General features: G+C 60.6%; 27 protein-coding genes. 18 read left to right on the top strand and 9 right to left on the bottom strand.

The window, feature by feature from the left end:
• Positions 1 to 2: 2 nt before the first annotated feature.
• Both AB4Z52_RS05615 and ppa read left to right on the top strand, forming a co-directional pair.
• Positions 3 to 509, top strand: coding sequence for a GNAT family N-acetyltransferase (locus tag AB4Z52_RS05615; RefSeq protein ID WP_442216918.1), 507 nt, complete (start codon positions 3 to 5; stop codon positions 507 to 509).
• A 220-nt stretch (positions 510 to 729) separates the two neighbouring features.
• Positions 730 to 1275, top strand: coding sequence for an inorganic diphosphatase (gene ppa / locus AB4Z52_RS05620; RefSeq protein ID WP_442216919.1), 546 nt, complete (start codon positions 730 to 732; stop codon positions 1273 to 1275).
• Here the strand turns inward: ppa and AB4Z52_RS05625 are convergent, their stop codons facing one another.
• Both AB4Z52_RS05625 and AB4Z52_RS05630 read right to left on the bottom strand, forming a co-directional pair.
• Entirely contained in the window at positions 1276 to 1590 is a 315-nt protein-coding gene (locus AB4Z52_RS05625; RefSeq protein WP_442216920.1) for a DUF167 domain-containing protein, read from the bottom strand. It abuts the gene before it with no gap.
• Complete coding sequence (locus AB4Z52_RS05630; protein WP_442216921.1) at positions 1587 to 1877, bottom strand: YggT family protein; 291 nt, start codon at positions 1875 to 1877, stop codon at positions 1587 to 1589. The genes AB4Z52_RS05625 and AB4Z52_RS05630 overlap by 4 nt, the downstream gene beginning before the upstream one ends.
• Positions 1878 to 2017: 140 nt before the next feature.
• Here AB4Z52_RS05630 and AB4Z52_RS05635 point away from each other — a divergent pair, with 140 nt between their 5' ends.
• Entirely contained in the window at positions 2018 to 3274 is a 1257-nt protein-coding gene (locus tag AB4Z52_RS05635) for an MFS transporter (protein ID WP_442216922.1), read from the top strand.
• Positions 3275 to 3288: 14 nt separating this feature from the next.
• Here the strand turns inward: AB4Z52_RS05635 and AB4Z52_RS05640 are convergent, their stop codons facing one another.
• The 6 genes from AB4Z52_RS05640 to hemC form a co-directional block, all read right to left on the bottom strand.
• On the bottom strand, positions 3289 to 4017 hold the full coding sequence (locus AB4Z52_RS05640; RefSeq protein ID WP_442216923.1) for a glutamine amidotransferase: 729 nt from the start codon (positions 4015 to 4017) through the stop codon (positions 3289 to 3291).
• The gene (locus AB4Z52_RS05645) at positions 4007 to 4492 is read right to left on the bottom strand and encodes a TerB family tellurite resistance protein (RefSeq protein ID WP_442216924.1); all 486 of its coding nucleotides are present in this window, start codon (positions 4490 to 4492) and stop codon (positions 4007 to 4009) included. Before AB4Z52_RS05645 ends, AB4Z52_RS05640 begins: the two co-directional genes overlap by 11 nt.
• 12 nt (positions 4493 to 4504) lie before the next feature.
• Complete coding sequence (locus AB4Z52_RS05650) at positions 4505 to 6142, bottom strand: heme biosynthesis HemY N-terminal domain-containing protein (protein ID WP_442216925.1); 1638 nt, start codon at positions 6140 to 6142, stop codon at positions 4505 to 4507.
• Between the two features lie 11 nt (positions 6143 to 6153).
• Positions 6154 to 7419, bottom strand: a complete 1266-nt coding sequence (locus tag AB4Z52_RS05655; protein ID WP_442216926.1) for a COG4223 family protein — start codon at positions 7417 to 7419, stop codon at positions 6154 to 6156.
• An 80-nt stretch (positions 7420 to 7499) separates the two neighbouring features.
• Entirely contained in the window at positions 7500 to 8228 is a 729-nt protein-coding gene (locus AB4Z52_RS05660) for a uroporphyrinogen-III synthase (RefSeq protein ID WP_442216927.1), read from the bottom strand.
• Positions 8229 to 8235: 7 nt separating this feature from the next.
• Entirely contained in the window at positions 8236 to 9165 is a 930-nt protein-coding gene (gene hemC / locus AB4Z52_RS05665; protein ID WP_442216928.1) for a hydroxymethylbilane synthase, read from the bottom strand.
• Positions 9166 to 9239: 74 nt separating this feature from the next.
• Between hemC and tsaD the strand changes: the two genes are divergently transcribed.
• The 5 genes from tsaD to AB4Z52_RS05690 are packed head-to-tail and all read left to right on the top strand — an operon-like array spanning position 9240 to position 12772.
• Positions 9240 to 10337 (top strand): tRNA (adenosine(37)-N6)-threonylcarbamoyltransferase complex transferase subunit TsaD, encoded by a 1098-nt coding sequence (tsaD, locus tag AB4Z52_RS05670; RefSeq protein ID WP_442216929.1) that lies wholly within the window; start codon positions 9240 to 9242, stop codon positions 10335 to 10337.
• Positions 10334 to 11326: an NAD(P)H-dependent glycerol-3-phosphate dehydrogenase gene (locus AB4Z52_RS05675; protein WP_442216930.1), complete on the top strand. Its 993-nt coding sequence runs from the start codon at positions 10334 to 10336 to the stop codon at positions 11324 to 11326. Before tsaD ends, AB4Z52_RS05675 begins: the two co-directional genes overlap by 4 nt.
• Positions 11327 to 11359: 33 nt before the next feature.
• Positions 11360 to 11653: a YciI-like protein gene (locus AB4Z52_RS05680; protein WP_442216931.1), complete on the top strand. Its 294-nt coding sequence runs from the start codon at positions 11360 to 11362 to the stop codon at positions 11651 to 11653.
• A 3-nt stretch (positions 11654 to 11656) separates the two neighbouring features.
• Complete coding sequence (locus AB4Z52_RS05685; protein WP_442216932.1) at positions 11657 to 12088, top strand: EVE domain-containing protein; 432 nt, start codon at positions 11657 to 11659, stop codon at positions 12086 to 12088.
• Between the two features lie 33 nt (positions 12089 to 12121).
• Positions 12122 to 12772, top strand: a complete 651-nt coding sequence (locus AB4Z52_RS05690) for a class I SAM-dependent methyltransferase (protein WP_442216933.1) — start codon at positions 12122 to 12124, stop codon at positions 12770 to 12772.
• Between the two features lie 9 nt (positions 12773 to 12781).
• On the opposite strand, the gene AB4Z52_RS05695 is transcribed toward AB4Z52_RS05690, so the two are convergent.
• Positions 12782 to 13378: a hypothetical protein gene (locus AB4Z52_RS05695; protein WP_442216934.1), complete on the bottom strand. Its 597-nt coding sequence runs from the start codon at positions 13376 to 13378 to the stop codon at positions 12782 to 12784.
• Positions 13379 to 13697: 319 nt separating this feature from the next.
• Between AB4Z52_RS05695 and sdhC the strand changes: the two genes are divergently transcribed.
• The 10 genes from sdhC to AB4Z52_RS05745 all read left to right on the top strand — a co-directional run bounded on the left by sdhC (position 13698) and on the right by AB4Z52_RS05745 (position 25560).
• Positions 13698 to 14093 carry a succinate dehydrogenase, cytochrome b556 subunit gene (gene sdhC / locus AB4Z52_RS05700; RefSeq protein ID WP_442216935.1) on the top strand — a complete coding sequence of 132 codons (396 nt, stop codon included), beginning with the start codon at positions 13698 to 13700 and terminating at the stop codon, positions 14091 to 14093.
• A gap of 12 nt (positions 14094 to 14105) precedes the next feature.
• On the top strand, positions 14106 to 14486 hold the full coding sequence (gene sdhD, locus AB4Z52_RS05705) for a succinate dehydrogenase, hydrophobic membrane anchor protein (RefSeq protein WP_442216936.1): 381 nt from the start codon (positions 14106 to 14108) through the stop codon (positions 14484 to 14486).
• A 7-nt stretch (positions 14487 to 14493) separates the two neighbouring features.
• The gene (gene sdhA / locus AB4Z52_RS05710) at positions 14494 to 16350 is read left to right on the top strand and encodes a succinate dehydrogenase flavoprotein subunit (RefSeq protein WP_442216937.1); all 1857 of its coding nucleotides are present in this window, start codon (positions 14494 to 14496) and stop codon (positions 16348 to 16350) included.
• Between the two features lie 17 nt (positions 16351 to 16367).
• Entirely contained in the window at positions 16368 to 17147 is a 780-nt protein-coding gene (locus AB4Z52_RS05715; RefSeq protein ID WP_442216938.1) for a succinate dehydrogenase iron-sulfur subunit, read from the top strand.
• Positions 17148 to 17372: 225 nt separating this feature from the next.
• Entirely contained in the window at positions 17373 to 17900 is a 528-nt protein-coding gene (locus AB4Z52_RS05720; RefSeq protein WP_442216939.1) for a protease inhibitor Inh/omp19 family protein, read from the top strand.
• 51 nt (positions 17901 to 17951) lie between these two features.
• Positions 17952 to 19115 (top strand): cell division protein ZapE, encoded by a 1164-nt coding sequence (gene zapE, locus AB4Z52_RS05725; protein ID WP_442216940.1) that lies wholly within the window; start codon positions 17952 to 17954, stop codon positions 19113 to 19115.
• 188 nt (positions 19116 to 19303) lie between these two features.
• Positions 19304 to 20266, top strand: coding sequence for a malate dehydrogenase (mdh, locus tag AB4Z52_RS05730; RefSeq protein ID WP_442216941.1), 963 nt, complete (start codon positions 19304 to 19306; stop codon positions 20264 to 20266).
• 27 nt (positions 20267 to 20293) lie between these two features.
• On the top strand, positions 20294 to 21490 hold the full coding sequence (gene sucC, locus AB4Z52_RS05735; protein WP_442216942.1) for an ADP-forming succinate--CoA ligase subunit beta: 1197 nt from the start codon (positions 20294 to 20296) through the stop codon (positions 21488 to 21490).
• A gap of 5 nt (positions 21491 to 21495) precedes the next feature.
• The gene (sucD, locus tag AB4Z52_RS05740; RefSeq protein ID WP_442216943.1) at positions 21496 to 22398 is read left to right on the top strand and encodes a succinate--CoA ligase subunit alpha; all 903 of its coding nucleotides are present in this window, start codon (positions 21496 to 21498) and stop codon (positions 22396 to 22398) included.
• A gap of 177 nt (positions 22399 to 22575) precedes the next feature.
• A complete protein-coding gene (locus AB4Z52_RS05745) occupies positions 22576 to 25560 on the top strand; it encodes a 2-oxoglutarate dehydrogenase E1 component (RefSeq protein WP_442216944.1) in 2985 nt (994 codons plus the stop codon).
• Positions 25561 to 25568 lie beyond the last annotated feature (8 nt).

Here is a 25568-nt window from a genome sequence, read left to right on the forward strand (position 1 = left end):
TTATGAAAACGTTATCTATCGATGTCAGGCGGGCTGAACCGCAGGATGCCGCGGCCATCTCGGAGGCGCACCGTCTCTCGTGGCAATACACCTATACCGGCATCATTCCCCATCGCGCGCTGGCCAGGATGATCGAGCGGCGCGGAGAGAACTGGTGGCGGCGGGCGACAAGCGGACCGGCGACGCTCTTGGTGCTGGATGTGGCCGGCATTGTTGCCGGCTATGCGACGCTCGGCCTCAACAGGGCGCGGGCCCTGCCGCAGGAAGGCGAGATCTACGAGCTTTACCTCAGGCCGGAATATCAGGGCATCGGCCTTGGTAGAATGCTGTTCGGCGAGGCGCGGCGGTTGCTGAAATCGCTCGGCTGCAAGGGCATGGTGGTCTGGTGCCTGGAAGAGAATGAAAATGCCGAGCGTTTCTATCGCAGCCACGGCGGCCAGGATTTCTGTGAAGGCATCGAGACTTTCGACCAGAAGCAGATCAAGAAGATCGGCTTCGTCTGGGCCTAGGGCCGGATGCCGTTAGGCGAGGATTAACAGCGTTCCGCGTTTCTTTCTTCGAACTGATATAATGGCTCGTCCGAATCCCAATTTCGCCGCTAACTTATCATTATGTGCCGCTATTCGCGGGGCTGCCGGGTAAAATCAGGCATCGCTACAAAGCTTTGTTGCGTTGCCGCACGATTACGATTATCTGGCTGCCGGAATTCATCTTTTTTGGGGGACTCTCATGCGCATCGACGCAATTTCCATCGGCAAGAATCCGCCGGAAGACATCAACGTTATCGTCGAAGTGCCGGTCGGCGGCGATCCGATCAAGTACGAAATGGACAAGGAAGCCGGCACGCTGGTCGTTGACCGCTTCCTCTACACGCCGATGACCTATCCCGGGAATTACGGCTTCGTGCCGCATACGCTTTCCGAAGACGGCGATCCGATCGACGTTCTGATCGCCAGCACTCGTCCGCTGGTTCCCGGCTGCGTCATCAGTGTTCGCCCGATCGGTGTCCTGATGATGGAAGACAATTCCGGCAAGGACGAGAAAATCATCGCCGTGCCGTCGACGAAGCTGACGCTTCGCTATGAGAAGGTCAAGGAATATACCGACCTGCCAGAGATCACCATCAAGCAGATCCAGCACTTCTTCGAGCACTACAAGGATCTCGAGCCTGGCAAGTGGGTGAAGATCTACGGCTGGAAGGGCTCCGAGGAAGCCGGCAAGTTAATCCTCGAGGCAATCGAGCGCGCCAAGGCTGAGAAGACCGCAAAAGCCTGATCACCTCTTCAAGATCGCTTCCAGCGCTTTTAACAAATCCTCCGGGTCGCCATCGATCCGGAGGATTTTTTTGCGCGCCGTATCGCCGGAAACTAGGCTGACTGAGGATTTGGAGACACCAAGGCTCTTGGCGACGAGCGCAATGAGCGCCTTGTTGGCCTTGCCCTTTTCCGGTGCGACGCTGACCCGTACTTTCAGATGGACATCGCCATCCGCACCGGCCTCGAAACTTTCAATAGCGTCTCGCCCGCCGTTCGGCGTCAGGCGAACGGAAAGGTTCAGGTGGTCGGCAAAGACCTGCCAGGCCGTGTTCAAGCGACCAGCGGGTAAAGCGTATTCCACATCAGCGAGCGCAGGAAGAAGATGATCAGCAACAGCACGATCGGCGAGATGTCGATGCCACCGAGATCGGGCAGGAAACGCCTGATGGGTCGCAGCACCGGTTCTGTGACGTTATACAGGAAGCGCCCGACCGAATTGACGAACTGATTGCTGGAATTGATAACGTTGAAAGCATAGAGCCACGAGAAAATGGCGCTGCCAATCAGCACCCAGGTATAAAGATTCAAAGCCAGATCAATGGTTTGAAATAAGGCGAGCATATTCGTCTCCATTTCGCGATTGACAGACATGTAGACATTGGCGAACTAACGAGCAAGTACCATGCGGGCTGATACGCTGTTTCATGTTCAATGGGCGGTCGGGCCAGCCAGGGCGCTCGTTTTGCCCGGAAAGTCTTTCAATGTCGTTTGAACCCAGAGGAGACCGCTTTGCCGCTTTTCGGCATGTCGGTTATGTCAGGTTTTTCTTTGCCCGCTTTTTCGTTGCCTTCGCCACGCAGATCATCAGCGTCTGCGTCGGCTGGCAGATGTACGATCATACCGGCAGCGCCATCTATCTCGGCCTGATCGGTCTGGTTCAATTTCTGCCGTCGCTGCTGCTCATTTTATTGACGGGTTCGGTCGCGGACCGCCACAACAGGCGCGTCATTTCTGCGATCTGCATTCTTGTCGGAACGGGCTGCTCCCTGCTGCTGTTGCTTCTGACGCTGACCGGCGCGTTCTCTCCTCTTCCGGTCTTCATGATCCTTACAGTCTTCGGCATCGAACGGGCGTTCATGACCCCGGCAATGCAGTCGCTGGCGCCAAACCTGATCCCGCCGGAGGACCTGTCGAATGCGGTTGCGTGGAATTCGCTGACATGGGACGCAGCAGCGATCCTCGGGCCGGTCGCTGGGGGTCTTCTGTATGGCCTCAATCCGAGCGCCGCCTACTCGATCGCCGTCGGTCTATTCTCCGTTGGCACCGTGCTTGTCTACCTCATCCCAAGGCCGCCGCAGCGCAGCTCGGCACAATCAAAGAGCTGGCATGAGATTCTGGCCGGTTTCAAATTCATCTGGTCGGAAAAGGTGGTGCTTGGCGCGGTGTCGCTCGATCTTTTCGCGGTGCTGCTCGGCGGGGCGGTCGCGCTGATGCCGATCTTTGCGCGCGACATCCTGACGCTCGGCCCCTGGGGCCTCGGTCTCTTGCGGGCGGCGCCCGGTTTCGGCGCGATCGCCATGGCGCTGTTTCTGGCAACCTATCCGCTGCGACACAAGGCCGGGCTTTACATGTTCGTCGGCGTCGCGCTTTTCGGGGTGGGTACCTTGATCTTCGGCTTGTCGCAGACCCCGTGGCTGTCGGTCCTGGCATTGGCGCTGATGGGCGCCTCGGACATGATCTCGGTCTACGTTCGCGAGACGCTGATCACGCTGTGGACACCGGACCACGTCCGCGGACGGGTCAATGCCGTCAACATGGTCTTTGTCGGAGCATCCAACGAGCTTGGGGAATTTCGCGCGGGAACGATGGCTTCGATTTTCGGTGCGGTTCCTGCGGTGGTCATCGGCGGCATCGGCACGCTTGCCGTTGCCATCGTCTGGGCTGCGAGTTTTCCGCAGCTGCGAAGGATCGACACGCTCGATGCGCCTATCCGCGAGGGCGAACCGCAACCGGCGTAGAGCCGTGGTTCGGATCAGGCGGCGCCCTTCTGTTCTTCGAAGACGATATCAAGGAATTCTGAAAGCCATGTCTTGAGGGCGCCATCGAAGATCATGCGGCCTTCCAGATGTTCGCGGCCTTGCTGAGCGTTCGGAAGGACGAAGCGATGGGCGCCGTGCACGACCCAGCGGTGCATCATGGCACGGGTCAGTTCGGCGTGAAACTGCAGGCCCCAGGCGTTCGCACCGTAGCGAAAGGCCTGGTTGGGGTAGGTGTCGCCTTTGGCCAGAAGATCGGCGCCGCGTGGCAGATCGAAGCCCTCCCGGTGGAAATGATAGACCATCTGCGGCCAGCGCATCAGCAAACGGCCTTTTTCGGTTGGATGAAGCGGATACCAGCCGATCTCGGCCTGGCCGTCGTCGCGCGGTTGTACCTTGCCGCCGAGATGGCGCACCAGCATCTGGGCTCCCAGGCAGATCCCCAGAAACGGGCGACCTTCCTTTAAGGGAACATCCACCCAGCTGATTTCCGACTTCACATAGGGTTCGGGGTCATTGGCGCTCATCGGTCCGCCAAAGATGACAGCGCCGCCGTGGTCGTTAAGCGTCGAGGGCAGCGCTTCTCCGAGCACCGGACGGCGGATATCGAGATCATAGCCCTTTTGCAGCAGCATCTGGCCGACGCGACCAGGGCTCGAGCGCTCCTGGTGGAGGACGATCAGGATCGGGCGTCGCTGGTTGCCGCTTTGGCTCTCAATCAGCATCGTCGATCTCTACGACGCGCCCCGGAACCCGGGCTGCCGCCTCCTGCCGCTTCATGATCCGCTCCCTGCCCGAAACACCGAGAAGATCAGCGATCCGCCATATGGCGTGGTCTTCCATCTCGCTGCGCTCGCCGTCGGCATAGACGATGTCCCAGAGGATGCCGATGAGCTCGATGCGCTGGTTGCTGTCGAGATGGCGCTTGAGGTCCGAGGTGAAATGGAAGTAGTCGACCGCCTCGCTCTCTGCCTGCTGGCCGGCGGCGATCAAAGCGTCGAGCTGCCGGCCATCAAGGCCGTACTGCTCTTTCAAAAGCTTGCGCAGCTTCTTCTTCTCGCTGTTTTCAACCTTGCCGTCGGCTTCCATCACCTGGATGCACAGGGCCGCGACGGCAATGCGCGGATCGTCTGGAGCGATACTCGATTTCGGATGGTCGGTCGTTAGATTCTGAAAGAATTCCTGGAAGCGTTCAAACATTCTGTCCCGTTCTTAAAATAGTCGAAGCCGGGTCTTGGGTGCCGGTTCGAGCTTGGAATTGCGCACGCCTGGGTCATCCGGCAATCCGCCAAAGAAGGGGTGCGGCTCGGGCTGCTTGGCAGCCTCCGGCTTCTTCGGGGTGTCGGATTCGGTAACAGGGGTCTCGACAAAAGGCCGCTGCGGTTTCGGCGCCACGGCTTTTGCATCGACGACCGATATCTTTGCCGCCGGCGATGCGACGGTCTGGAAAGGAGGGTGAGAAGGAAAGGGCTGCGCCGGCCGCATGTCAGGAAGCGGAGGCAGCGTGCGCAGCGCCGCATCCACTGACGCCACCGCCCCCTCCTCGACCGGCCCCTCGATCTGTCCGAAGGGCGTCTTCCATTCGAAGGCGTCGAGCTTGCCTGTTATCGGCGAGAGCGGCAGCCACTTGTCCGAGACGAAACCATCCGCCGTCCAGGCGGGGTCGCGTGGCGCACGCAGCGCCTGCGCCATCCAGTGGCGCATCCGTCCCTGATCGCCGGTTTCAGCTTCCTCGATATCGGCAAGCAGCATGAAGGCGCCTTCGCGCGGCTCCATGCGGGCGGCGGCCTCCGCTTTGCCGCGCGCCGTGGCGAAATCACCGGCATCGAGAGATGCTTGTGCAGCAATCAGTAGCGACTCAACGTTGTTCGGTCGCAGCGCCTCCAGCCTTTCGGCGCGCTTCAGGCGGTCGACCACGGTATCGCCGCTACGGGCGCGGACATAGGCTCGCCCGATGTCTGGATGCGGCAATGTCTTCCATACCTGCTCCAGCATCGATGCTGCCTTGCGGCCCTTGTCCCCACGGAACAATGCCTTGGCAGCGATCAGTGCCGCCGGCACGAGATCGTCGGACAGCTTAAGAGCGCTGAGCGCGTCTTCGCTCGCGCCCGCCGGGTCGCCTTCCAGCTTGTCACCGGCCCGGGCGGTCAGCAGCACGGCCCGCAGGCGGTTGGCCTCGTCCCTGTCGATGATGCGCGCGGCCCTTTGTTCGTCCAGCAGCCGGATGGCATCGTCCCAGCGGCCGGCGCGGCTGCGATATTCGAGCGTTGCCTGTGCCGCCCAGGGCAGATAGGGCGCCTTGTCGGCGGCGGTCTCTGCATATTGCTGTGCTGCCTCGTTGGCTCCAAGCCGTTTGGCTTCAAGGTAGAGACCGCGAAGCCCGAGTTCGCGGGTTTCCGGGTCGTTCGCCATCAGTTCGAATTTGGCGCGGGCTTCGTCGTGCTTCCCTTCGATCAACGCCGCTTGCGCTTCCAAGAGATTGATCAGTGGTTCCTGGTCGGCACGGATCAGGCCGCGCGAGCGCGCTGCCATCTTGCGCGCCAGAAGGGCGTTGCCGGCGCCGGCGGCGATAAGCCCGGTCGAAAGGGCCTGATAGCCGCGATCCCGCTTGCGGGCACGGAAATAGCGGGTGACCGAATGCGGGGAGGTCCAGATTAGCCGGGCGAACCACCACAACAGCATGAAGACCGCGACGATTGCGATCAAAAGGCTCGCGGCGACTATCAGCTTGGTCTGGTAGAGCTGACCCTCCCACATCAGTTGAAGGTCGCCCGGCCGATCCGCCAGCCAGGAGAAGCCGTAGCCGAGAGCCAGGACGGCGATGACGAAAACAAGCAGTCTGACTACCATTAAACCCGCCCTCAGCTCTGCTTGCCGGCACCGGCGATCGCTTTCGACAGCGCTTCACCGACCAGATCCTCGACCCGAATGCGGGCCTCGACCGATTGTTTGAACGCCGCCGATGCGGCCTTTCCGGCCGGCGGCAGGGAGTTCCATTCCGTCACCGCGCCGGGAAGATCGCCATTCTTGACCTTGTCCTCGAAGCGGGCCGCAATCGCATCGACGCTGTCGCCCTCGACATTGCCGACCGGGCGGACCTTGACCAGCGACTTGGCGCTTGCCATCAGCCGTTCACTCCAACTCTGGCCTTCGATCGGCTGCTGTGTGACGCCAACAATCGTGGTTGCGACATCGGGTACCTGGCGGATGAGGTCAGTGCGCGACGGCACGCCGATATCGGCGAAATTGCGAAGGTCCGCCACAGCCGGATCGTCCGGCGAGACGCCGGCGAATGTATCGAGCTCGGGGCGGAATGGGCCGCCGCGGTCGATGGCGGCCTTGAGGGCTGCTGCCGCGATCGCACGGGCAACTGCGGTGTCCTTGCCCGGCTCGTTCAGCTTTTTCTCGGCATCGTCAAGTCTCTTGCTGATATCAGCGCCAGTCGAGGCCTGTGTCTGCGTGGCTTGGGTGATCGTCGCTTTCAACTGGGCGAGCTGGTTTGTGAGATCGGCGATCTTCTGGCTGGCGGCCGGATCGCTTGAAGTTGCATCAGTCGGAGCAGCTGCCTGGGGTATGGTTTTTGCGGCGGTTTCCAGCGCCGCGATCCTGGCTTCCAGTTCGCCATCCGGCTTTGCCGGCGGGGCTGCCGCGAGATTGGCGACCGTCTGCTTTAGCCCATCGATTTCTGCGCTCAGCGCTGAGATATCGGCAAAATTGCTCTTGGCAGATGACCCGCCGGGCAATAGGCCGGCATATTGGATGGCGCCAGCGCCAATGAGCGCGATCAGGCCGCCGACGATGCCGGCAGCAATTAGTCCTGATGTGGCACCTGGGCGCTGATGCTGCTCCGATGTAGGTTCGTGGGCAAAAGTCGCCCGTTGTTCTTCATCAGCCGGGGCTTTTGGCGATTGCGCACCAGCGCCGGCGTCTTCGCGCGCTGCCAGTGCCTCATTTTCACTATCGAGCGGCATTTCCACTTCGTCCGCCGAGGACGATCCCGTTTCGCCGTCACGATGGCCAATTGCCGCCTCGGCGTCCGCGGCATGAGCGGTTCTGTCGGCCTCCAGATCAATCGTGACCGGCTCGTCGGGGGTCTTCGAATGGTTTGGCGGGTTTCCCGATACCATGGCATTCCTCGTTTCATGCACTGCGGTGAAGGTAGAGAGTGCAGCCGAATATGGGAAGACCCTAGTTCAAAATAGGGCCTTTAGGCGGCGTCCAGAAGCGTCAGAAGACTTTCTTCATCCGGCGTCGCCGGAATTTCCACATTCGAATGGAGAAAATTCGGAACTGCAGCAGCGATCGCTTCGCTGAGGCAAAGGAGACGCGTGCCCGCAGCGATTGGCCGGTGTGACTCAACAAAGGGAAGGCTGAAAAAGCGCTCTGTCGTATGCTTGGAGTAAAGCAGGATAGCGTCGGCAGCCCGGTCAAAAAGCAGCTTTCGCAATTCCTCCTCTTCAGGCTCGATATCTTCCATCCGGTAGCATTCGACGGTCTCGAAAGGAATGCCAAGTTCCATCAGCCTCGTCTCGAAACCATCGGCGCGTGGCGAGCCGGCCAGATAGGTCAGCGATCTGCCGCCAAGCAGGGCCGGATTGTCCGATATCAAATCGGCGAGCCGCACCCCGTTTCCATCGGCATGATAAGCCGACCTAAAGCCTGCCTTCTCAGCTTCCGACGCGGTCGCCATTCCGACCGCGAAAAGCGGCCGTGACAGATCGGCTGACGCAAAGGGACCGATGGCTTGGAGCGCATGGATTGCCTCGGCGCTGGTGACGGCGATCGCACCTTCCGAAATGGCCAGCGCGTCGCGTGCAACTTTCGGATCGTGAACCGGGCGGGTCAGTGGCAGCAACAGCGCTTCATGACCAAGCTCGGCCAATCGAGTTGCGGTGCGTTCGCCCTGGCGCCTCGGGCGGGTGACGATCACGCGCATCGCCGCCTCATCGCCAGTCGTCGAAGAATGTGCTGCCCGCCTTTTCGCGGATTGCCTGTCCGGCATTCGTGCCAAGCGCTTCGGCGTCGCGGCGATGCCCTTCGATCGTCGTCGTGTGCACCAGTTGGCCATCCGGCGTCAGGATCATTCCGAAGAGACGGATATGATCGCCCTCGCAAACGGCGTAGCCGGCGATGGGTGTTCGGCAGGATCCGTCGAGGGCTGCAAGAAATCCCCGTTCACAGGAGACCGTATCGTAGGTCGGGCTGTCATTGACGGCGGCGAGCAGGGCATTGCTGCGCTCGTCACCAATGCGGCTCTCGATGCAGATCGCGCCCTGGGCCGGGGCCGGTGGAAATTCGTCGGGATCGAGGATGTCGGTCAGCACCTCGACCTTGCCGAGACGCTTCAGGCCGGCGAGCGCCAGCAGCGTCGCATCGACCTGGCCCTCGTCCAGCTTGCGGAGCCTTGTTTCGACAAGACCGCGGAAGGTGACCACGTTGACGTCGGGGCGGAGCCGGCGGATGAGTGCCTGCCGCCTCAGCGAGGACGAGCCGACGGTCGCACCATGCGGCAGGTCGATTAGCTTCGGCGCCGTTCGGCCGATAACGGCGTCGCGAATGTCCTCGCGCGGCAGATAGGCTGAGAGCCAGAGCCCCTCGGGGAGGGTCGTCGCCACGTCCTTTGCCGAATGCACCGCGAAATCGAGGTCGCCGGCCAGCAGTTTCAGCTCCAGTTCCTCGGTGAACAGGCCCTTGCCGCCGATCTCGGCCAGCGAGCGGTCGGTAATGCGGTCGCCGCGCGTCGTCAGCACGGAAATCTCGAACATTTCCTCAGGCAGTCCGTGAGCCGCCATCAGGCGGTCGCGAGCCTCGTGTGCCTGGGCCAGCGCCAGCGGGCTTCCACGCGTGCCGATCCGGAAAGGTTTTGTTTGCATCCGCTTTGATCCGTTGTTACCGACAGTTCTCGTAAACAGGTTTCCACATCATCGCAATCCGACGTACAGGTTCCATGACGCCCTTTCTCCGCATTCTCGGCATCGAAACAAGCTGCGACGAAACCGCCGCCGCTGTTGTCGAACGCCAGGCGGACGGCCAGTCCAGGATACTCTCCGATGTGGTCCTGAGCCAGCTTGACGAGCACAGCGTCTATGGCGGCGTCGTCCCGGAAATCGCCGCGCGTGCCCATGTCGAGGCACTTGATACGCTGATCGAAGAAGCTCTGAAACGTGCCAATGTGTCGCTTGCAGACGTCGATGCCATTGCCGCGACATCGGGCCCGGGCCTCATCGGGGGGTTGCTTGTCGGGCTGATGACAGGCAAGGCGATCGCGCGGGCCTCCGGCAAGCCGCTCTATGCCATCAATCATCTCGAGGGTCATGCGCTGACGGCGCGGCTGACCGACGGGCTGTCGTTTCCCTATCTGATGCTGCTCGTCTCGGGTGGCCACACGCAGTTGATTCTCGTCCGTGGCGTCGGCGAATATGAACGCTGGGGCACAACCATCGACGATGCGCTGGGCGAGGCCTTCGACAAGACGGCAAAGCTGCTCGGTCTTGCCTACCCCGGCGGTCCGGCGGTCGAGCAGGCGGCGAAAAAGGGCAATCCGAAGCGGTTCGACTTTCCCCGGCCACTCGTCGGCGAAGCGCGGCTGGATTTCTCCTTCTCGGGCCTGAAGACCGCGGTACGCCAGGCGGCCACGGCAATCGCGCCCTTGACCGAGCAGGATGTCGCCGACATCTGCGCCTCGTTCCAGCACGCGATTTCGCGAACGCTGAAGGACAGGATTGGTCGTGGCCTCGAGCGGTTCAAGTCGGAATTTCCTCTCGATGGGGAGAGGCCGGCGCTGGTCGTTGCCGGTGGGGTCGCCGCCAATCTCGAGCTGCGCACGACGCTGCAGACGCTGTGCGATGCGAATGGCTTTCGCTTTATCGCCCCGCCGCTTCATTTGTGCACCGACAATGCGGTCATGATTGCCTGGGCCGGGCTGGAGCGGATGGCGACGGGCGCTGCACCCGACGACCTCGATGTGCAGCCAAGGTCGCGTTGGCCGCTCGATGCCAGCGCCAAGGCGTTGATCGGTCATGGCAGGCGGGGGGCAAAGGCATGAGCACCAAAAAGGAACGCCTCGCCGTCGTCGGCGCCGGCGCTTTCGGCACGGCATTGGCCGCCGTCATCGCGCTTGCCGGCAAGTGCGACGTGACACTCGTCGGCCGCGACCCTGCACTGATGGCCGATCTCAGCCAGGACCGGGTTCACGATGCCGTCCTGCCCGGCATCGAGCTTCCGGACGCGCTCACATTTTCCGCCGAGGCCGATGCCATCGCTGACGCCGGCATCGTGCTTTTCGCCATGCCCTCGCAGTCGCAGGCCGATGCGGCGCGGCACTATGGCCCCTATCTTTGCAAGGATGCGATCGTCGTCACCTGCGCCAAGGGCATAGATCGCGTCTCCGGCAACCTTTTGACGGATCTGCTGGAACAGGAACTGCCGGGCCATGCTATCGCCGTTCTGTCCGGACCCGGCTTTGCGACCGATATCGCCAAGGGCTTGCCGACCGCGATGGCGATTGCGGCGGCTGATATCGCCGTCGCCGAACGATTGGCGCAGGCTATTTCCGGCCGTACGTTTCGGCTTTATGCCTCCGCCGATCGCATCGGCGTGCAGCTCGGCGGGGCGCTGAAGAACGTGCTCGCGATTGCCTGCGGTATCGTCGAGGGCCGCGGTATCGGCGATTCGGCGCGCGCGGCATTGATCAGCCGCGGTCTTGCGGAGATGTCGCGCTTCGTTGCGGCAAAGGGTGGGCAGGCGGATACGGTTCGCGGCTTGTCGGGTCTCGGCGATCTCGTTTTAACCGCGACCAGCCACCAGTCGCGCAATCTGCGCTTCGGGATCGCGCTTGGCCAGGGGCTGGCGGCAGATTCGATGGGCGGAACGCTGGTCGAGGGCGCACTTGCAGCCTCGGTCGCATCGCGGCTGGCATCAGCGCTCGGCGTCAGCATGCCCATCACCGACGCGGTCACCGCGATCATCGACGGAACCCTCGGCATTTCCGATGCGATCGAGCAATTGATGACGCGGCCGATCACCACGGAATAATTTCAGCCACAGAATTAAACAGGAGATTGAACGATGCTTTTTGCTTTTGTCTGCAAGGACAAGCCCGGCCACCTGAACGTTCGCATGGAAACCCGCCCAGAGCATGTCGAGCACCTGAACAAGCTCAATACCGATGGGATATTGAAGATGGCAGGCCCTTTTCTGGACGCCGACGGCAAGCCCTGCGGCAGCCTCATCGTCGTCAATGCAGCCAACATCGATGCTGCCAAGTCCATTGCCGACAGTGACCCTTATACCAAGGCCGGCCTGTTCGAGAGCGTCGAGATCAAGGCGTTCAACTGGGTATTCAACAATCCGGAGGCGTGAAATATGGCCCATTGGCTCTATAAATCCGAGCCTTCGTCCTGGTCCTGGCAGGCGCAAAAGGCTGCCGGTGAGAAGGGGACCGAATGGACCGGCGTTCGCAACTATCTTGCGCGCAACAACATGCGGGCGATGAAGATCGGCGACAAGGGGTTCTTCTACCACTCGAACGATGGCCTCGAGATCGTCGGCATCGTCGAGGTTTCGGCGCTGTCGCATCCGGATTCGAGTGCAAAGGGCGATCCGAAGTGGGATTGCGTCGATATCCGCGCCGTTTGCGATATGCCGAAGCCGGTGACGCTCAAGGACGTCAAGGCGAGTGAGAAGCTGGCAAAGATGGCGCTGGTGACCTCGATGCGGCTCTCCGTCCAGCCGGTGACCGAGGATGAGTATCTCGAAGTCTGCCGCATGGGCGGGCTCGACAATCCTCCCCGTTGAACCGCCTCCGCGCCAATTGGTCTCCGCACTGATTTGAAAACCGATCCAGACGTTTTTATCCGCGCCAATACCGAGATCGTGGCGTCGCCGCATGTGCCGGAGATCCGGCTTTATCTGGCGACAGAAGCCCATGATCTCTGGCTGAGGACGGAGGACGAGCTGCAGGAGATCGGGCTGCCGCCACCGTTCTGGGCGTTCGCCTGGGCAGGCGGACAGGGGCTTGCTCGCTACATCCTCGACCATCCAGGCTTGGTCGCCGGCAGACGAGTGCTGGATTTTGCAAGCGGCTCCGGTCTCGTCGCAATCGCAGCCAAGCTTGCCGGCGCCGGCGAGGTGATTGCAGCCGATATCGACCCTTGGGCTGGGACCGCTGTTCGGCTGAATGCCGGGGAAAACGGCGTTGCGATTGGCTTTACAGGTGAAGACCTGATCGGGCGTCCGGTCGATGTCGATATCGTGCTGGCAGGTGACGTGTTCTACGATCGCGATTTTGCCGAGCGGCTTACGCCTTGGTTCGAGGCGCTGGCGGTGCAAGGTGTCGACGTCTTCGTCGGCGATCCGGGTCGGGCCTATCTTCCCAGAGTAAAGCTTGTGTCCTGCATGACCTATCAAGTCCCCGTCACCCGCGCGCTTGAAGACAGCGAGGTCAAGAAGACGACGGTGTGGAAATTTGTGGTCGGCTGATGGGCCCGGTCAGGGGCGGATGACGCAGACGCCATTCTCCATCGAGCAGGAGTTGGGCAGGTGGGCTACATCGATGACTTTTGCCAGAGGCCTCTGGCTCGGTCCGGCCGGTTCATAGCCTGTCGAATAGCCATAGCCTGTGATGTAAGTTCCGGCATTGCTCTGATACGCGTCCGACGTGCCGGCATAGTTGCTGACGACATCATAGTCGGGCTGGTTTCGCGATATGACGTTGACGCTGCTGGCGCCGTTTGAGCCATAGCCGCTGATCGAATACAGGCGCTGGGGTCTGTTCGAATGAACATAATTGCCGCCGTAAAAGCTGTCGTTTCCGTTTCGGGCAAAGTTGCGACCGCGGAATTCCCGATTGCCGTCAAAGTGCCTGAAATCGCGATCTTGGAACCGGAAACGGTCGCCAGATGCGAAGTGATTGTGATCGCGCGGATGGAAATTGCGTTGAAAATCGACGTGGCCGTTGGCGAAGTGCATTCCATTCATTGATGGGCGCAAGGTTCCGCGACCACCGACGCTAAAATCCCCTGCGAACGCCGGCAGGGCAGCGCTGACGACGACCGCCAAGGCCAGGACTACGGGACCATTTTTCATAAACCGCGTCATCATAACGCCGACCTCGCCGAACCATTAACAAAAGGTTAAGGGAGCTTGACGCAAAGGAAGCCACAAGTCCACGAAATGTCGTGAAAAACGGGTCGAATAGTTAACGGTCAAGCGGTGTTTGGGCCAAGATCCGCAAAGCCGAGGGACCCGAATCGATTAAATTCGAAACGGTCAGCAATTGTGCTTGTCGGCAGGCCTTTCCGTCATTAAACGTCGGCATTGATGCAACGCACACTGGATTTCGGCATCCGTGCGTTGCCCCGGTGGTGCCCGAGATCGAAGAGCATCGTAACGCCGCGAGGTTCTGATGGCGAACGTCACACAAAATCGGCCTTTGTCGCCGCATTTGCAAATCTACAAACTCATTCCGACCATGGTTATGTCGATCGTCCACCGGATCACCGGAGCCGCGCTTTATTTCGGCACGCTGCTGGTCGTCTGGTGGCTGATTGCCGCTGCAACCGGCCAGGCTTATTTCGAGTGGGTCAACTGGTTCATGGGTACTATCATCGGCCGGCTGATCCTGCTCGGCTACACCTGGGCTCTGCTCCACCACATGCTCGGCGGCTTTCGCCACTTCATGTGGGATCTCGGCTATGGGTTTGAAAAGTCCTTTTCGACGAAACTGGCCAAGGCGACACTGGTCGGTTCGCTCTGTCTTACCGTCCTTGTCTGGGCCATCGGCCTTGCCATCCGTTTGTGAAGGGTAGTTCTCATGGATATGCGTACCCCTCTCGGCCGAGTCCGCGGCCTTGGCTCGGCCAAGGAAGGCACAGAGCATTTTTGGCGCCAGCGTCTGACAGCCGTTGCAAACGTGCCGCTCATCGTGTTCTTCGTCGTCTTCTTGATGATCTATGCCGGTGCGCCATATGCAGTCGTCGTTCATGCGCTTGCCAACCCGTTCGTGGCCGTGATCCTCGGCCTTATGATCATTTCCGGCGTCATTCACATGAAGCTCGGCATGCAGGTCATCATCGAGGACTACGTGCATGCGGAGCTGGCCAAGATCGCTCTTTTGATGCTCAACACGTTCTTTGCGATCATCGTCGCTGGGCTCTGTCTCTTCTCCATTCTGAAAATCGCGTTCGTAGGATAATTTCATCATGGCATCGAACTCAGCCGCTCAGAATGGCCCTGCACAGAATGGGAAGGCCTATAAATATGTCGACCATTCCTATGATGTGATTGTCGTCGGCGCCGGCGGCGCTGGCTTGCGTGCCACGCTCGGAATGGCCGAGCAGGGTTTCCGCACCGCCTGCATCACCAAGGTCTTCCCGACCCGTTCGCACACTGTTGCCGCGCAGGGCGGCATTGCTGCATCGCTGCGCAACATGACGCCGGATAGCTGGCAGTGGCATCTCTACGATACCGTCAAGGGTTCCGATTGGCTCGGCGACGTCGACGCGATGCAGTACCTGACGATGGAAGCGCCGAAAGCCGTCTATGAGCTCGAGCACTACGGCGTTCCCTTCTCCCGCAATGAAGAAGGCAAGATTTACCAGCGCCCGTTCGGCGGTCACATGCAGAATTATGGCGAAGGCCCGCCTGTCCAGCGCACCTGCGCTGCCGCCGACCGTACTGGCCACGCTATCTTGCACACGCTTTACGGCCAGGCGTTGCGTCACAACGCCGAATTCTTCGTCGAATATTTCGCCCTCGACCTGATCATGTCCGATGATGGCAGCCGCTGCATCGGCGTTGTCGCCTGGTGCCTCGACGACGGCACGATCCATCGTTTTGCCGCGAAGATGGTGGTGCTGGCCACCGGCGGCTATGGCCGGGCCTACTTCTCGGCGACGTCTGCCCATACCTGCACCGGCGACGGCGGTGGCATGGTGGCGCGCGCCGGTCTCCCCCTGCAGGACATGGAGTTCGTGCAGTTCCATCCGACCGGTATCTACGGCGCCGGCTGCCTGATCACCGAGGGCGCGCGCGGCGAAGGCGGCTACCTTGTCAATTCAGAGGGCGAGCGCTTCATGGAGCGTTACGCACCGTCGGCCAAGGATCTTGCCTCGCGTGACGTCGTGTCGCGCTGCATGACGCTGGAAATCCGCGAGGGTCGCGGCGTCGGCAAAAACAAGGACCACATCTTCCTGCATCTCGACCATCTGGATCCGGCCGTGCTTCACGAGCGCCTACCGGGCATTTCGGAAAGCGCCAAGATTTTCGCCGGCGTCGATGTGACGCGCGAGCCGATCCCGGTGCTGCCGACCGTTCACTACAACATGGGCGGCATTCCGACGAATTACTGGGGCGAGGTGCTGAACGCCGACAGCAGCAACCCGGAGCGGATCCTGCCCGGACTGATGGCCGTCGGCGAGGCCGGTTGCGCCTCCGTGCACGGGGCCAATCGCCTCGGCTCCAATTCGCTGATCGACCTTGTCGTCTTTGGTCGCGCCGCTGCGATCCGTGCCGGCGAAGTCATCGATCGGGCCTCGGCAGTGCCGGCGCTGAACATTGCTGCCTGCGACAAGATCATGGATCGTTTCGACCGTCTGCGTCACGCAAGCGGCACGACGCCAACGGCTGTCCTGCGCGAAAAGATGCAGCACGCCATGCAAGACGACGCTGCGGTGTTCCGCACCCAGGAATCGCTGGAATCCGGCTGCAAGCGGATTTCGGCCATCTGGCAGGAACTGGCCGACGTCAAGGTCACCGACCGCTCTATGGTCTGGAACTCCGACCTGGTCGAGACGCTGGAGTTGCACAATCTGATGGCCAACGCCATTACGACGATCTACGGCGCTGAAGCTCGCAAGGAGAGCCGCGGTTCCCACGCCCGCGAAGACTTCACCAGCGGCCCCTTCGGCGGCCGTGATGACGTCAACTGGCGCAAGCACACGCTTTCCTGGGTCAACGATGCCGGCGAAGTGAAGCTAGACTACCGTCCCGTCCACACCGAACTGATCGCCGAAGGCATCGATCCGCACAAGATCGAGCCGAAGGCACGTGTTTATTGAATTGAGAGAAACTGGACATGGTTGAACTCGCTCTCCCCAAGAACTCTCAGATGCGCGAAGGTAAGGTCTGGCCGAAGCCGCAGGCCGCCAGGAACACGAGGGAACTTCGCATCTATCGCTGGAGCCCGGACGATGGCCAGAACCCGTCGATCGACACCTTCTACATCGACGTCGATGATTGCGGGCCGATGGTGCTCGACGCGCTCCTCTACATCAAAAACAAGATCGACCCGACGCTGACGCTGCGCCGCTCCTGTCGCGAGGGTATCTGCGGTTCCTGTGCGATGAATATCGACGGCACGAACACGCTTGCCTGTACCAAGGGGCTCGACGAGATCAACGGAACGGTGAAGGTATATCCGCTGCCGCATTTGCCTGTCGTCAAGGACCTGGTACCGGACCTTACCAACTTCTACGCGCAGCATCGCTCGATCGAACCCTGGCTGAAGACGGTTTCGCCGCCGCCTGCCAAGGAATGGAAGCAGAGCCACGAGGATCGCCAGAAGCTCGATGGTCTTTACGAATGCATCCTGTGCGCCTGCTGTTCGACGTCCTGTCCGAGCTACTGGTGGAATGGCGACCGCTATCTTGGTCCAGCCGTCCTGCTGCAGGCCTATCGCTGGCTGATCGACTCCAGGGACGAGGCGACCGGCGAGCGGCTCGACAATCTGGAAGATCCGTTCCGGCTCTATCGTTGCCACACGATCATGAATTGCGCCCAGACCTGCCCGAAGGGCCTGAACCCTGCCAAGGCGATCGCCGAGATCAAGAAGATGATGGTAGAGCGGCGGGTCTGACCGCTGACGACAGGGTCAAGAGCCGCGATATATCGCGGCTCAACGCCACGGATGCACCATCAATTGTGCAAAAATGCGCCAAATTTGTCCCAGATACTTCAGAAGGCTCTGATGTGACACAATTTCTTCAGGCTCTCGGCTTGATTCAATTGGGGGTTTCACGATAATTCCGCCGTCATTGCGCGCCAAATTCGGGGCAGGCTTGGAAATTTCAGGAGTATAATGATGCGGTTGAAATATGCGGCAACGGTTGTAACCGTTGTTCTGTCGCTTGCCGGCTGCCAGCGCACGGCTTACAACGACGTGAATTCTGGATATTCTGCTCCTCCGCTTCAGGCAGCACCCGTTTCTCCAGTCCAGTCCGGCCAGCTTGCTGACCCGACGGCCAACGGCTCGCAGTTTCCGGCAGCACCTTCAAATTCGCCGAACCCGGCTGCAGCGCAGCAGAATTCGGCAATGGCTGCCTCCGGAATGGACGTCACCAAGGAATCCATGGTTGGCAGCTGGAAGGTCGGAAACGGCGGTGCGACCTGCGACATGTTCCTGACCTTGACCAATCTCGGCAGCGGATCGCGGGGCGGCACGCGCGGTTGCTCCGGCGAGTTGACGGCAATGGGATCCTGGGAAGTGTCGGGCAAGCAGGTTCTGCTCAAGGATCGCAACGGCACCCAGGTCGGCTCCGTCTACAAGACGGCGGATAACCGCTTTACCGGCAGCACGGCCTCCGGTCAGCCGATCACCCTTAGCCGATGAGGCCACGCGGCCAAAAGGCCGCGTCAACGATGCACAGGCGGATGTCACTCCATGCAGCCCATGCCTGACTATTCCATCAGCGTCACCGAACAGTTGAAGGCGCTGACGGAGTCTGGTTCGCTTCAGATCGATTCCGCACAGATGGACGTGGCCAAACGTCTGGACCGCGTCCTTGCTGTTTTGAAACAAAAGCAGCCGGCTGCAAAATCCAGTGCTCTCGGCTGGCTTTTCGCCGCGCGCAAGAAGACTTCCGAAATATCGAAGGGACTTTACATCCACGGCAGCGTCGGGCGCGGCAAGACGATGCTTATGGACATGTTTTTTGCGATGGCGCCCTGCAAGCGCAAGCGTCGCGCCCATTTCCATGAGTTCATGGCGGACGTTCACAATCGCATCGCGGCGCATCGCCTCAGCTTTAAGAACGGCGAGACCAAGCAGGCAGATCCGATACCACCGGTAGCCGCCGATCTATACGGGCAGGCGGAGTTGCTTTGTTTCGACGAATTCTCGGTAACGGACATTGCCGATGCGATGATCCTGTCGCGGCTGTTTTCCGAATTGTTCGCGCAAGGCTGCGTGCTGGTCGCGACGTCCAACGTCGAGCCGGATAACCTTTACAAGGACGGCCTCAACCGCGGCCTCTTTCTTCCTTTCGTCGATCTTTTGAAAACCTATGTCGATGTCGTGACGTTGGATTCTCCGACCGACTACCGGATGGAGAAGCTCAACAGCCAACCCGTCTATCTCTCGCCGATCAACGAGCGAACCGATATGGCGATGGATGCAGCCTGGGCGCAGGCGCTGCACGGGCGCAAGGCGCAGCCGACGGAAATCCCACGCAAGGGCCGCACGATCCATGTGCCGCTGGCGGTGGACCGGATGGCGCGGTTTTCGTTTGCCGATCTTTGCGAGGCGCCACTTGGCGCCGCGGATTTTCTGGCGATCTCCGATCGCTTCGACATGGTCTTTATCGATCATATTCCGCTGCTCGGTCCAGAAAAGCGGAACCAAACCAAGCGCTTCATCATTCTGGTCGATACGTTCTACGACCATGCCATCCGGCTCTTCGTGTCGGCGGCCGCAATGCCGGAAGACCTTCTCCTTGAGCGAAGGGGTACGGAAGGCTTCGAATTCGACCGCACCACTTCGCGGCTGTTTGAGATGCGAAGCGCCGAATACCTCGCGCAAACTCACGCAAAACGCGCTGCCGAGTAACAAGTTGGTGACGAGATATCTTACGTTTACGTAAGAACTTTACGATCTAACCGATTGAAATTCCTTGGTCAAAAATAATCCATTGCCAAATTTTGGCTTTCAGTCTATGCGATTGGCGGCAATGGCTGCCCCTGAAGGGGATTGGCCGCTATTTTGATCGACGGATTGATCGTAAAGGATACGCTGAAATGGCGCGCAACAAGATCGCACTCATTGGTTCTGGCATGATTGGTGGCACGCTGGCGCATCTCGCCGGCTTGAAGGAACTCGGCGACATCGTCCTGTTCGACATCGCAGACGGCATTCCTCAGGGCAAAGGCCTCGACATTTCACAGTCTTCCCCGGTTGAGGGCTTCGACGCCAATCTCACCGGCGCCAGCGACTATTCGGCGATCGAAGGTGCCGACGTCTGCATCGTTACCGCAGGCGTCGCCCGCAAGCCGGGCATGAGCCGCGACGATCTTCTCGGCATCAACCTCAAGGTCATGGAACAGGTCGGCGCAGGCATCAAGAAATATGCCCCCGATGCTTTCGTGATCTGCATCACCAATCCGCTCGATGCGATGGTCTGGGCGCTGCAGAAGTTTTCTGGCCTGCCGACAAACAAGGTCGTGGGAATGGCCGGCGTGCTCGACAGCTCGCGCTTCCGCCTGTTCCTCGCCAAGGAATTCAACGTTTCCGTCCAGGACGTTACCGCTTTCGTCCTCGGCGGCCATGGCGACACGATGGTGCCGCTTGCACGCTATTCGACCGTTGGCGGCATTCCGCTGACCGACCTTGTCACCATGGGTTGGGTCACCAAGGAACGGCTTGAAGAGATCATCCAGCGCACCCGCGACGGCGGCGCCGAAATCGTTGGCCTGCTGAAGACCGGTTCCGCCTATTATGCGCCAGCCGCATCGGCAATCGAGATGGCTGAGTCCTACCTCAAGGACAAGAAGCGCGTTCTGCCTTGCGCCGCCTACCTCTCCGGCCAGTATGGCGTCAAGGACATGTATGTCGGCGTGCCGACCGTGATCGGCGCCGGCGGCATCGAGCGCATCATCGAAATCGACATGAACAAGGCCGAGAAGGAAGCATTCGACAAGTCGGTCGCTGCTGTCGCCGGTCTCTGCGAGGCATGCATCACCATTGCTCCGGCGCTCAAGTAGTCGTCGCGTTCCAACAGGGATAGTTCCATGAATATTCATGAATACCAGGCCAAGGCTCTGCTGAAGGGCTTTGGCGCACCGGTCGCGGACGGCGTTGCCATCTTCTCGGCCGACGAAGCCGCAGCGGCTGCAAAGCAGCTGCCGGGTCCGCTTTATGTGGTCAAGAGCCAGATCCATGCCGGCGGTCGCGGCAAGGGCAAGTTCAAGGAACTCGGGCCGGAAGCCAAGGGCGGCGTTCGCCTTGCAAAGTCGATTGACGAGGTCGTTTCCAACGTCAAGGAAATGCTCGGCAACACGCTGGTCACCAAGCAGACAGGACCGGCCGGCAAGCAGGTCAACCGGCTCTACATCGAAGATGGCGCCGATATCGATCGTGAGCTTTATCTCTCGATCCTCGTAGACCGTGCAGTCGGTCAGGTCTCCTTCGTGGTTTCGACCGAAGGCGGGATGGACATCGAGACGGTCGCACACGACACGCCTGAAAAGATCATCAGCGTTGCCATCGATCCAACGACTGGTGTCACTGCTGGCGACGTTGCCAAGATCTCGGATGCGCTGAAGCTCGAAGGTGCTGCCCGCACCGATGGGGCTTCGCTTTTCCCGATCCTCTACAAAGCCTTCGTCGAGAAGGACATGGCGCTGCTCGAGGTCAACCCGCTGATCGTGATGACCAATGGCCGCCTGCGCGTGCTCGATGCCAAGATGTCGTTCGACGGCAACGCGCTTTTCCGCCACGAAGATGTCGTGGCTCTTCGCGACACCAGCGAAGAGGACGAAAAGGAAATCGCTGCTTCGAAGTATGATCTGGCCTATGTCGCCCTCGATGGCAACATCGGCTGCATGGTCAACGGCGCAGGCCTTGCCATGGCAACCATGGACATCATCAAGCTCTACGGCGCTGAGCCGGCGAACTTTCTCGATGTCGGCGGCGGCGCCACCAAGGAAAAGGTCACCGCGGCCTTCAAGATCATCACCGCCGATCCGGCCGTGAAGGGCATCCTCGTCAACATCTTCGGCGGCATCATGAAATGCGATGTCATTGCCGAGGGCGTGATTGCTGCCGTCAAGGAAGTCGGACTTCAGGTTCCGCTCGTCGTTCGCCTCGAAGGCACGAATGTCGAGCTCGGCAAGAAGATCATCAATGAATCCGGTCTCAACGTCATCTCGGCTGACGACCTGGACGACGCCGCCCAGAAGATCGTTTCGGCGGTAAAGGGAGCCTGAGACCAATGTCCATTCTCATCAACAAAGACACCAAGATCCTGGTTCAGGGCCTGACCGGCAAGACCGGTACCTTCCATACCGAACAGGCGCTTGCCTATCACGGCACGAAGATGGTCGGCGGCATTCATCCGACCAAGGGCGGAGAGACCTGGACTGGCAAGGAAGGCGAAAAGCTGCCGATCTTCAAGTCGGTTGCCGAAGGCAAGGAAGTGACGGGCGCAAACGCCTCGGTGATTTACGTGCCGCCAGCCGGTGCTGCAGCTGCCATCCTCGAGGCGATCGACGCCGAGATCCCGTTGATCGTCTGCATCACCGAAGGCATTCCGGTTGCCGACATGGTCAAGGTCAAGGCTCGCCTGCAGAAGTCGAAGTCGCGCCTCATCGGACCGAACTGCCCCGGCGTCATGACGCCGAACGAGTGCAAGATCGGCATCATGCCGGGTTCGATCTTCAAGAAGGGTTCCGTCGGCGTTCTGTCGCGCTCCGGCACGCTGACCTATGAAGCGGTGTTCCAGACGACCAATGAGGGCCTTGGCCAGACGACGGCCGTCGGCATCGGCGGCGATCCCGTCAAGGGCACGGAATTCATCGATATCCTCGAAATGTTCCTTGCCGACGACGAGACGAAGTCGATCATCATGATCGGCGAAATCGGCGGCTCGGCTGAAGAAGAAGCCGCGCAGTTCCTCAAAGACGAAGCCAAGAAGGGCCGCAAGAAGCCGATGGTCGGTTTCATCGCCGGTCGTACGGCACCTCCCGGACGCACCATGGGCCACGCAGGCGCCGTGATTTCAGGCGGCAAGGGCGGCGCAGAAGACAAGATCGCGGCGATGGAAGAGGCCGGCATTCGCGTGTCGCCGTCTCCGGCGCGGCTTGGCAAGACGCTGGTTGAAGTCCTCAAGGGCTGAACTGACATATGGCGATCGGACAGGGGAGGCCTCCGCCACCCCTGTCGACGGAAGACCGGGCGTGCCCGGTAAGGACGAGCCGCAGGACAAGCGGCGTTGAAAATGCGACCGCCGGACGTCTAGGCGCCGGCAAACCAGAACAAGTCGGGAGGCGGACGGAAGCGTTCGCATATCACCATGGCAAGGCAAGAAGCCAACGAGCAGTTTCAGATCACCTCGTTCCTCGACGGCGCCAACGCTGCCTATATCGAGCAGCTCTATGCGCGCTACGAGGACGATCCACAGTCGGTCTCCGACGAGTGGCGGTCCTTCTTCAAGGCGCTGGAAGACAATCCGGCCGACGTGAAGCGGGCGGCCAAGGGTGCTTCCTGGCAGCGGAAGAACTGGCCGATCGCAGCCAACGGCGAGCTCGTCTCCGCACTCGACGGCAACTGGGGCATGGTCGAGAAGGTTATCGAGACGAAGGTGAAGGCCAAGGCCGAGGCCCAGGGCAAGCCGACTGACGGCGCCGACATCATCCAGGCGACGCGCGATTCCGTGCGCGCCATCATGATGATCCGCGCCTATCGCATGCGTGGACACCTGCACGCCAAGCTCGATCCGCTCGGCATCGCTGCCGCGGTCGAAGACTACAAGGAATTGTCGCCGGAAGCCTATGGCTTTGTCGAGGCCGACTATGATCGCAAGATCTTCATCGACAACGTGCTTGGCCTTGAATACGCCTCCGTGCGCGAGATGATCGAGATCCTCGAGCGGACCTATTGCTCGACGCTCGGTGTCGAATTCATGCATATGTCCAACCCCGAGGAAAAGGGCTGGGTACAGGAGCGCATCGAAGGACCCGACAAGGGCGTCGCCTTCACCCCTGAAGGCAAGAAGGCGATCCTTCAGAAGGTGATCGAAGCCGAAGGCTACGAGCAGTTTCTCGATGTCAAGTTCAAGGGCACCAAGCGCTTCGGCCTCGACGGTGGCGAATCGCTCATTCCGGCGCTGGAGCAGATCCTCAAGCGCGGCGGCCAGCTTGGCCTCAAGGAAGCCGTGTTCGGCATGGCCCATCGCGGCCGCCTTAACGTGCTTTCGCAGGTGATGGGCAAGCCGCATCGTGCGATCTTCCACGAATTTAAGGGCGGCTCCTATGCGCCTGACGAAGTCGAAGGTTCGGGCGACGTCAAATACCATCTCGGTGCTTCCTCGGACCGCGAGTTCGATGGCCAGAAGATCCATGTGTCGCTGACGGCAAACCCCTCGCATCTCGAGATCGTCGACCCGGTCGTCATGGGCAAGGTGCGCGCCAAGCAGGACATGAGCGCCACCGTCTGGGACGGCGACACGATCCCGCTATCCGAGCGCTCGAAGATCGTGCCCTTGCTGATCCACGGCGATGCTGCTTTTGCAGGGCAGGGCGTCATTGCCGAAATCCTGGGCCTCTCCGGCCTGCGCGGACATCGCGTTGCCGGCACGATGCACGTCATCATCAACAACCAGATCGGCTTTACCACCAACCCGGCGTTCTCGCGCTCGTCGCCCTACCCGTCCGACGTTGCAAAGATGATCGAGGCGCCGATTTTCCACGTCAACGGCGACGATCCGGAAGCGGTGGTTTACGCGGCCAAGGTTGCGACCGAATTCCGCATGAAGTTCCACAAGCCCGTCGTGCTGGACATGTTCTGCTACCGCCGCTATGGCCATAATGAAGGCGACGAGCCGTCCTTCACGCAGCCAAAGATGTACAAGGTCATCCGCAGCCACAAATCGGTGCTGCAGCTCTACTCTGCCCGCCTGATCGCCGAAGGCGTCCTGACCGAGGGCGAAGTCGAGAAGATGAAGGCCGACTGGCGCGCCCATCTCGAGCAGGAATTCGAGGCCGGCCAACACTACAAGCCCAACAAGGCCGACTGGCTGGACGGTGAGTGGTCTGGCCTTCGCGCCGCCGACAATGCCGACGAACAGCGTCGGGGCAAGACTGCCGTGCCAATGAAGATGCTGAAGGAGATCGGCCGCAAGCTGTCGGAGGTTCCGACCGGCTTTAATGCGCACCGGACCATCCAGCGCTTTATGGAAAACCGCGCCAACATGATCCAGTCGGGCGAAGGCATCGATTGGGCCATGGCAGAGGCCCTTGCTTTCGGTGCGCTCTGCGTCGACGGCCACAAGATCCGCCTGTCCGGCCAGGATTGTGAACGCGGCACGTTTTCGCAGCGACATTCGGTGCTCTACGATCAGGAATCCGAAGAGCGCTACATCCCGCTTGCCAACCTGTCGCCAACGCAGGGCCGCTTCGAAGTCATCAATTCGATGCTGTCCGAAGAAGCCGTGCTTGGCTTCGAATACGGCTACTCGCTGGCCCGCCCGAATGCGCTAACGCTTTGGGAAGCGCAGTTCGGCGATTTCGCCAACGGCGCCCAGGTCGTGTTCGACCAGTTCATCTCGTCGGGCGAGCGCAAATGGCTGCGTATGTCGGGCCTCGTCTGCCTGTTGCCGCACGGTTATGAAGGCCAGGGTCCGGAGCACTCCTCCGCCCGTCTCGAACGCTGGCTGCAGCTTTGCGCGGAAGACAACATGCAGGTTGCCAACGTTACGACGCCGGCTAACTACTTCCACATCCTGCGACGCCAGCTGAAGCGCGATTTCCGCAAGCCGCTGATGCTGATGACGCCAAAATCGCTGCTGCGTCACAAGCGGGCCGTCTCGAGCCTTGCCGAAATGGCCGGCGAATCCTCCTTCCACCGTCTTCTCTGGGACGATGCCGAGGTCATCAAGGATGGTCCGATCAAGCTCCAGAAGGACGCCAAGATCCGGCGCGTCGTCATCTGCACCGGCAAGGTCTATTACGACCTTCTGGAAGAACGCGAGAGGCGAGGCATCGACGATGTCTACCTGCTGCGCATCGAACAGCTTTATCCGTTCCCGGCCAAGGCCCTGATCAACGAGCTCTCCCGCTTCCGCAATGCCGAAATGGTCTGGTGCCAGGAAGAGCCGAAGAACATGGGCGCTTGGTCGTTCATCGATCCTTACCTCGAATGGGTGCTTGCCCATATCGATGCCAAGTATCAGCGCGTTCGCTACACCGGCCGTCCGGCCGCAGCCTCGCCGGCGACGGGCCTGATGTCCAAGCATCTGGCGCAGCTTGCAGCATTCCTCGAGGATGCGCTCGGCGGTTAAGGAGATGG

Origin of the sequence: Rhizobium sp. 2YAF20, from assembly GCF_052114685.1 — a bacterium.
In the GTDB taxonomy this organism is placed as follows: Bacteria; Pseudomonadota; Alphaproteobacteria; order Rhizobiales; family Rhizobiaceae; genus Rhizobium.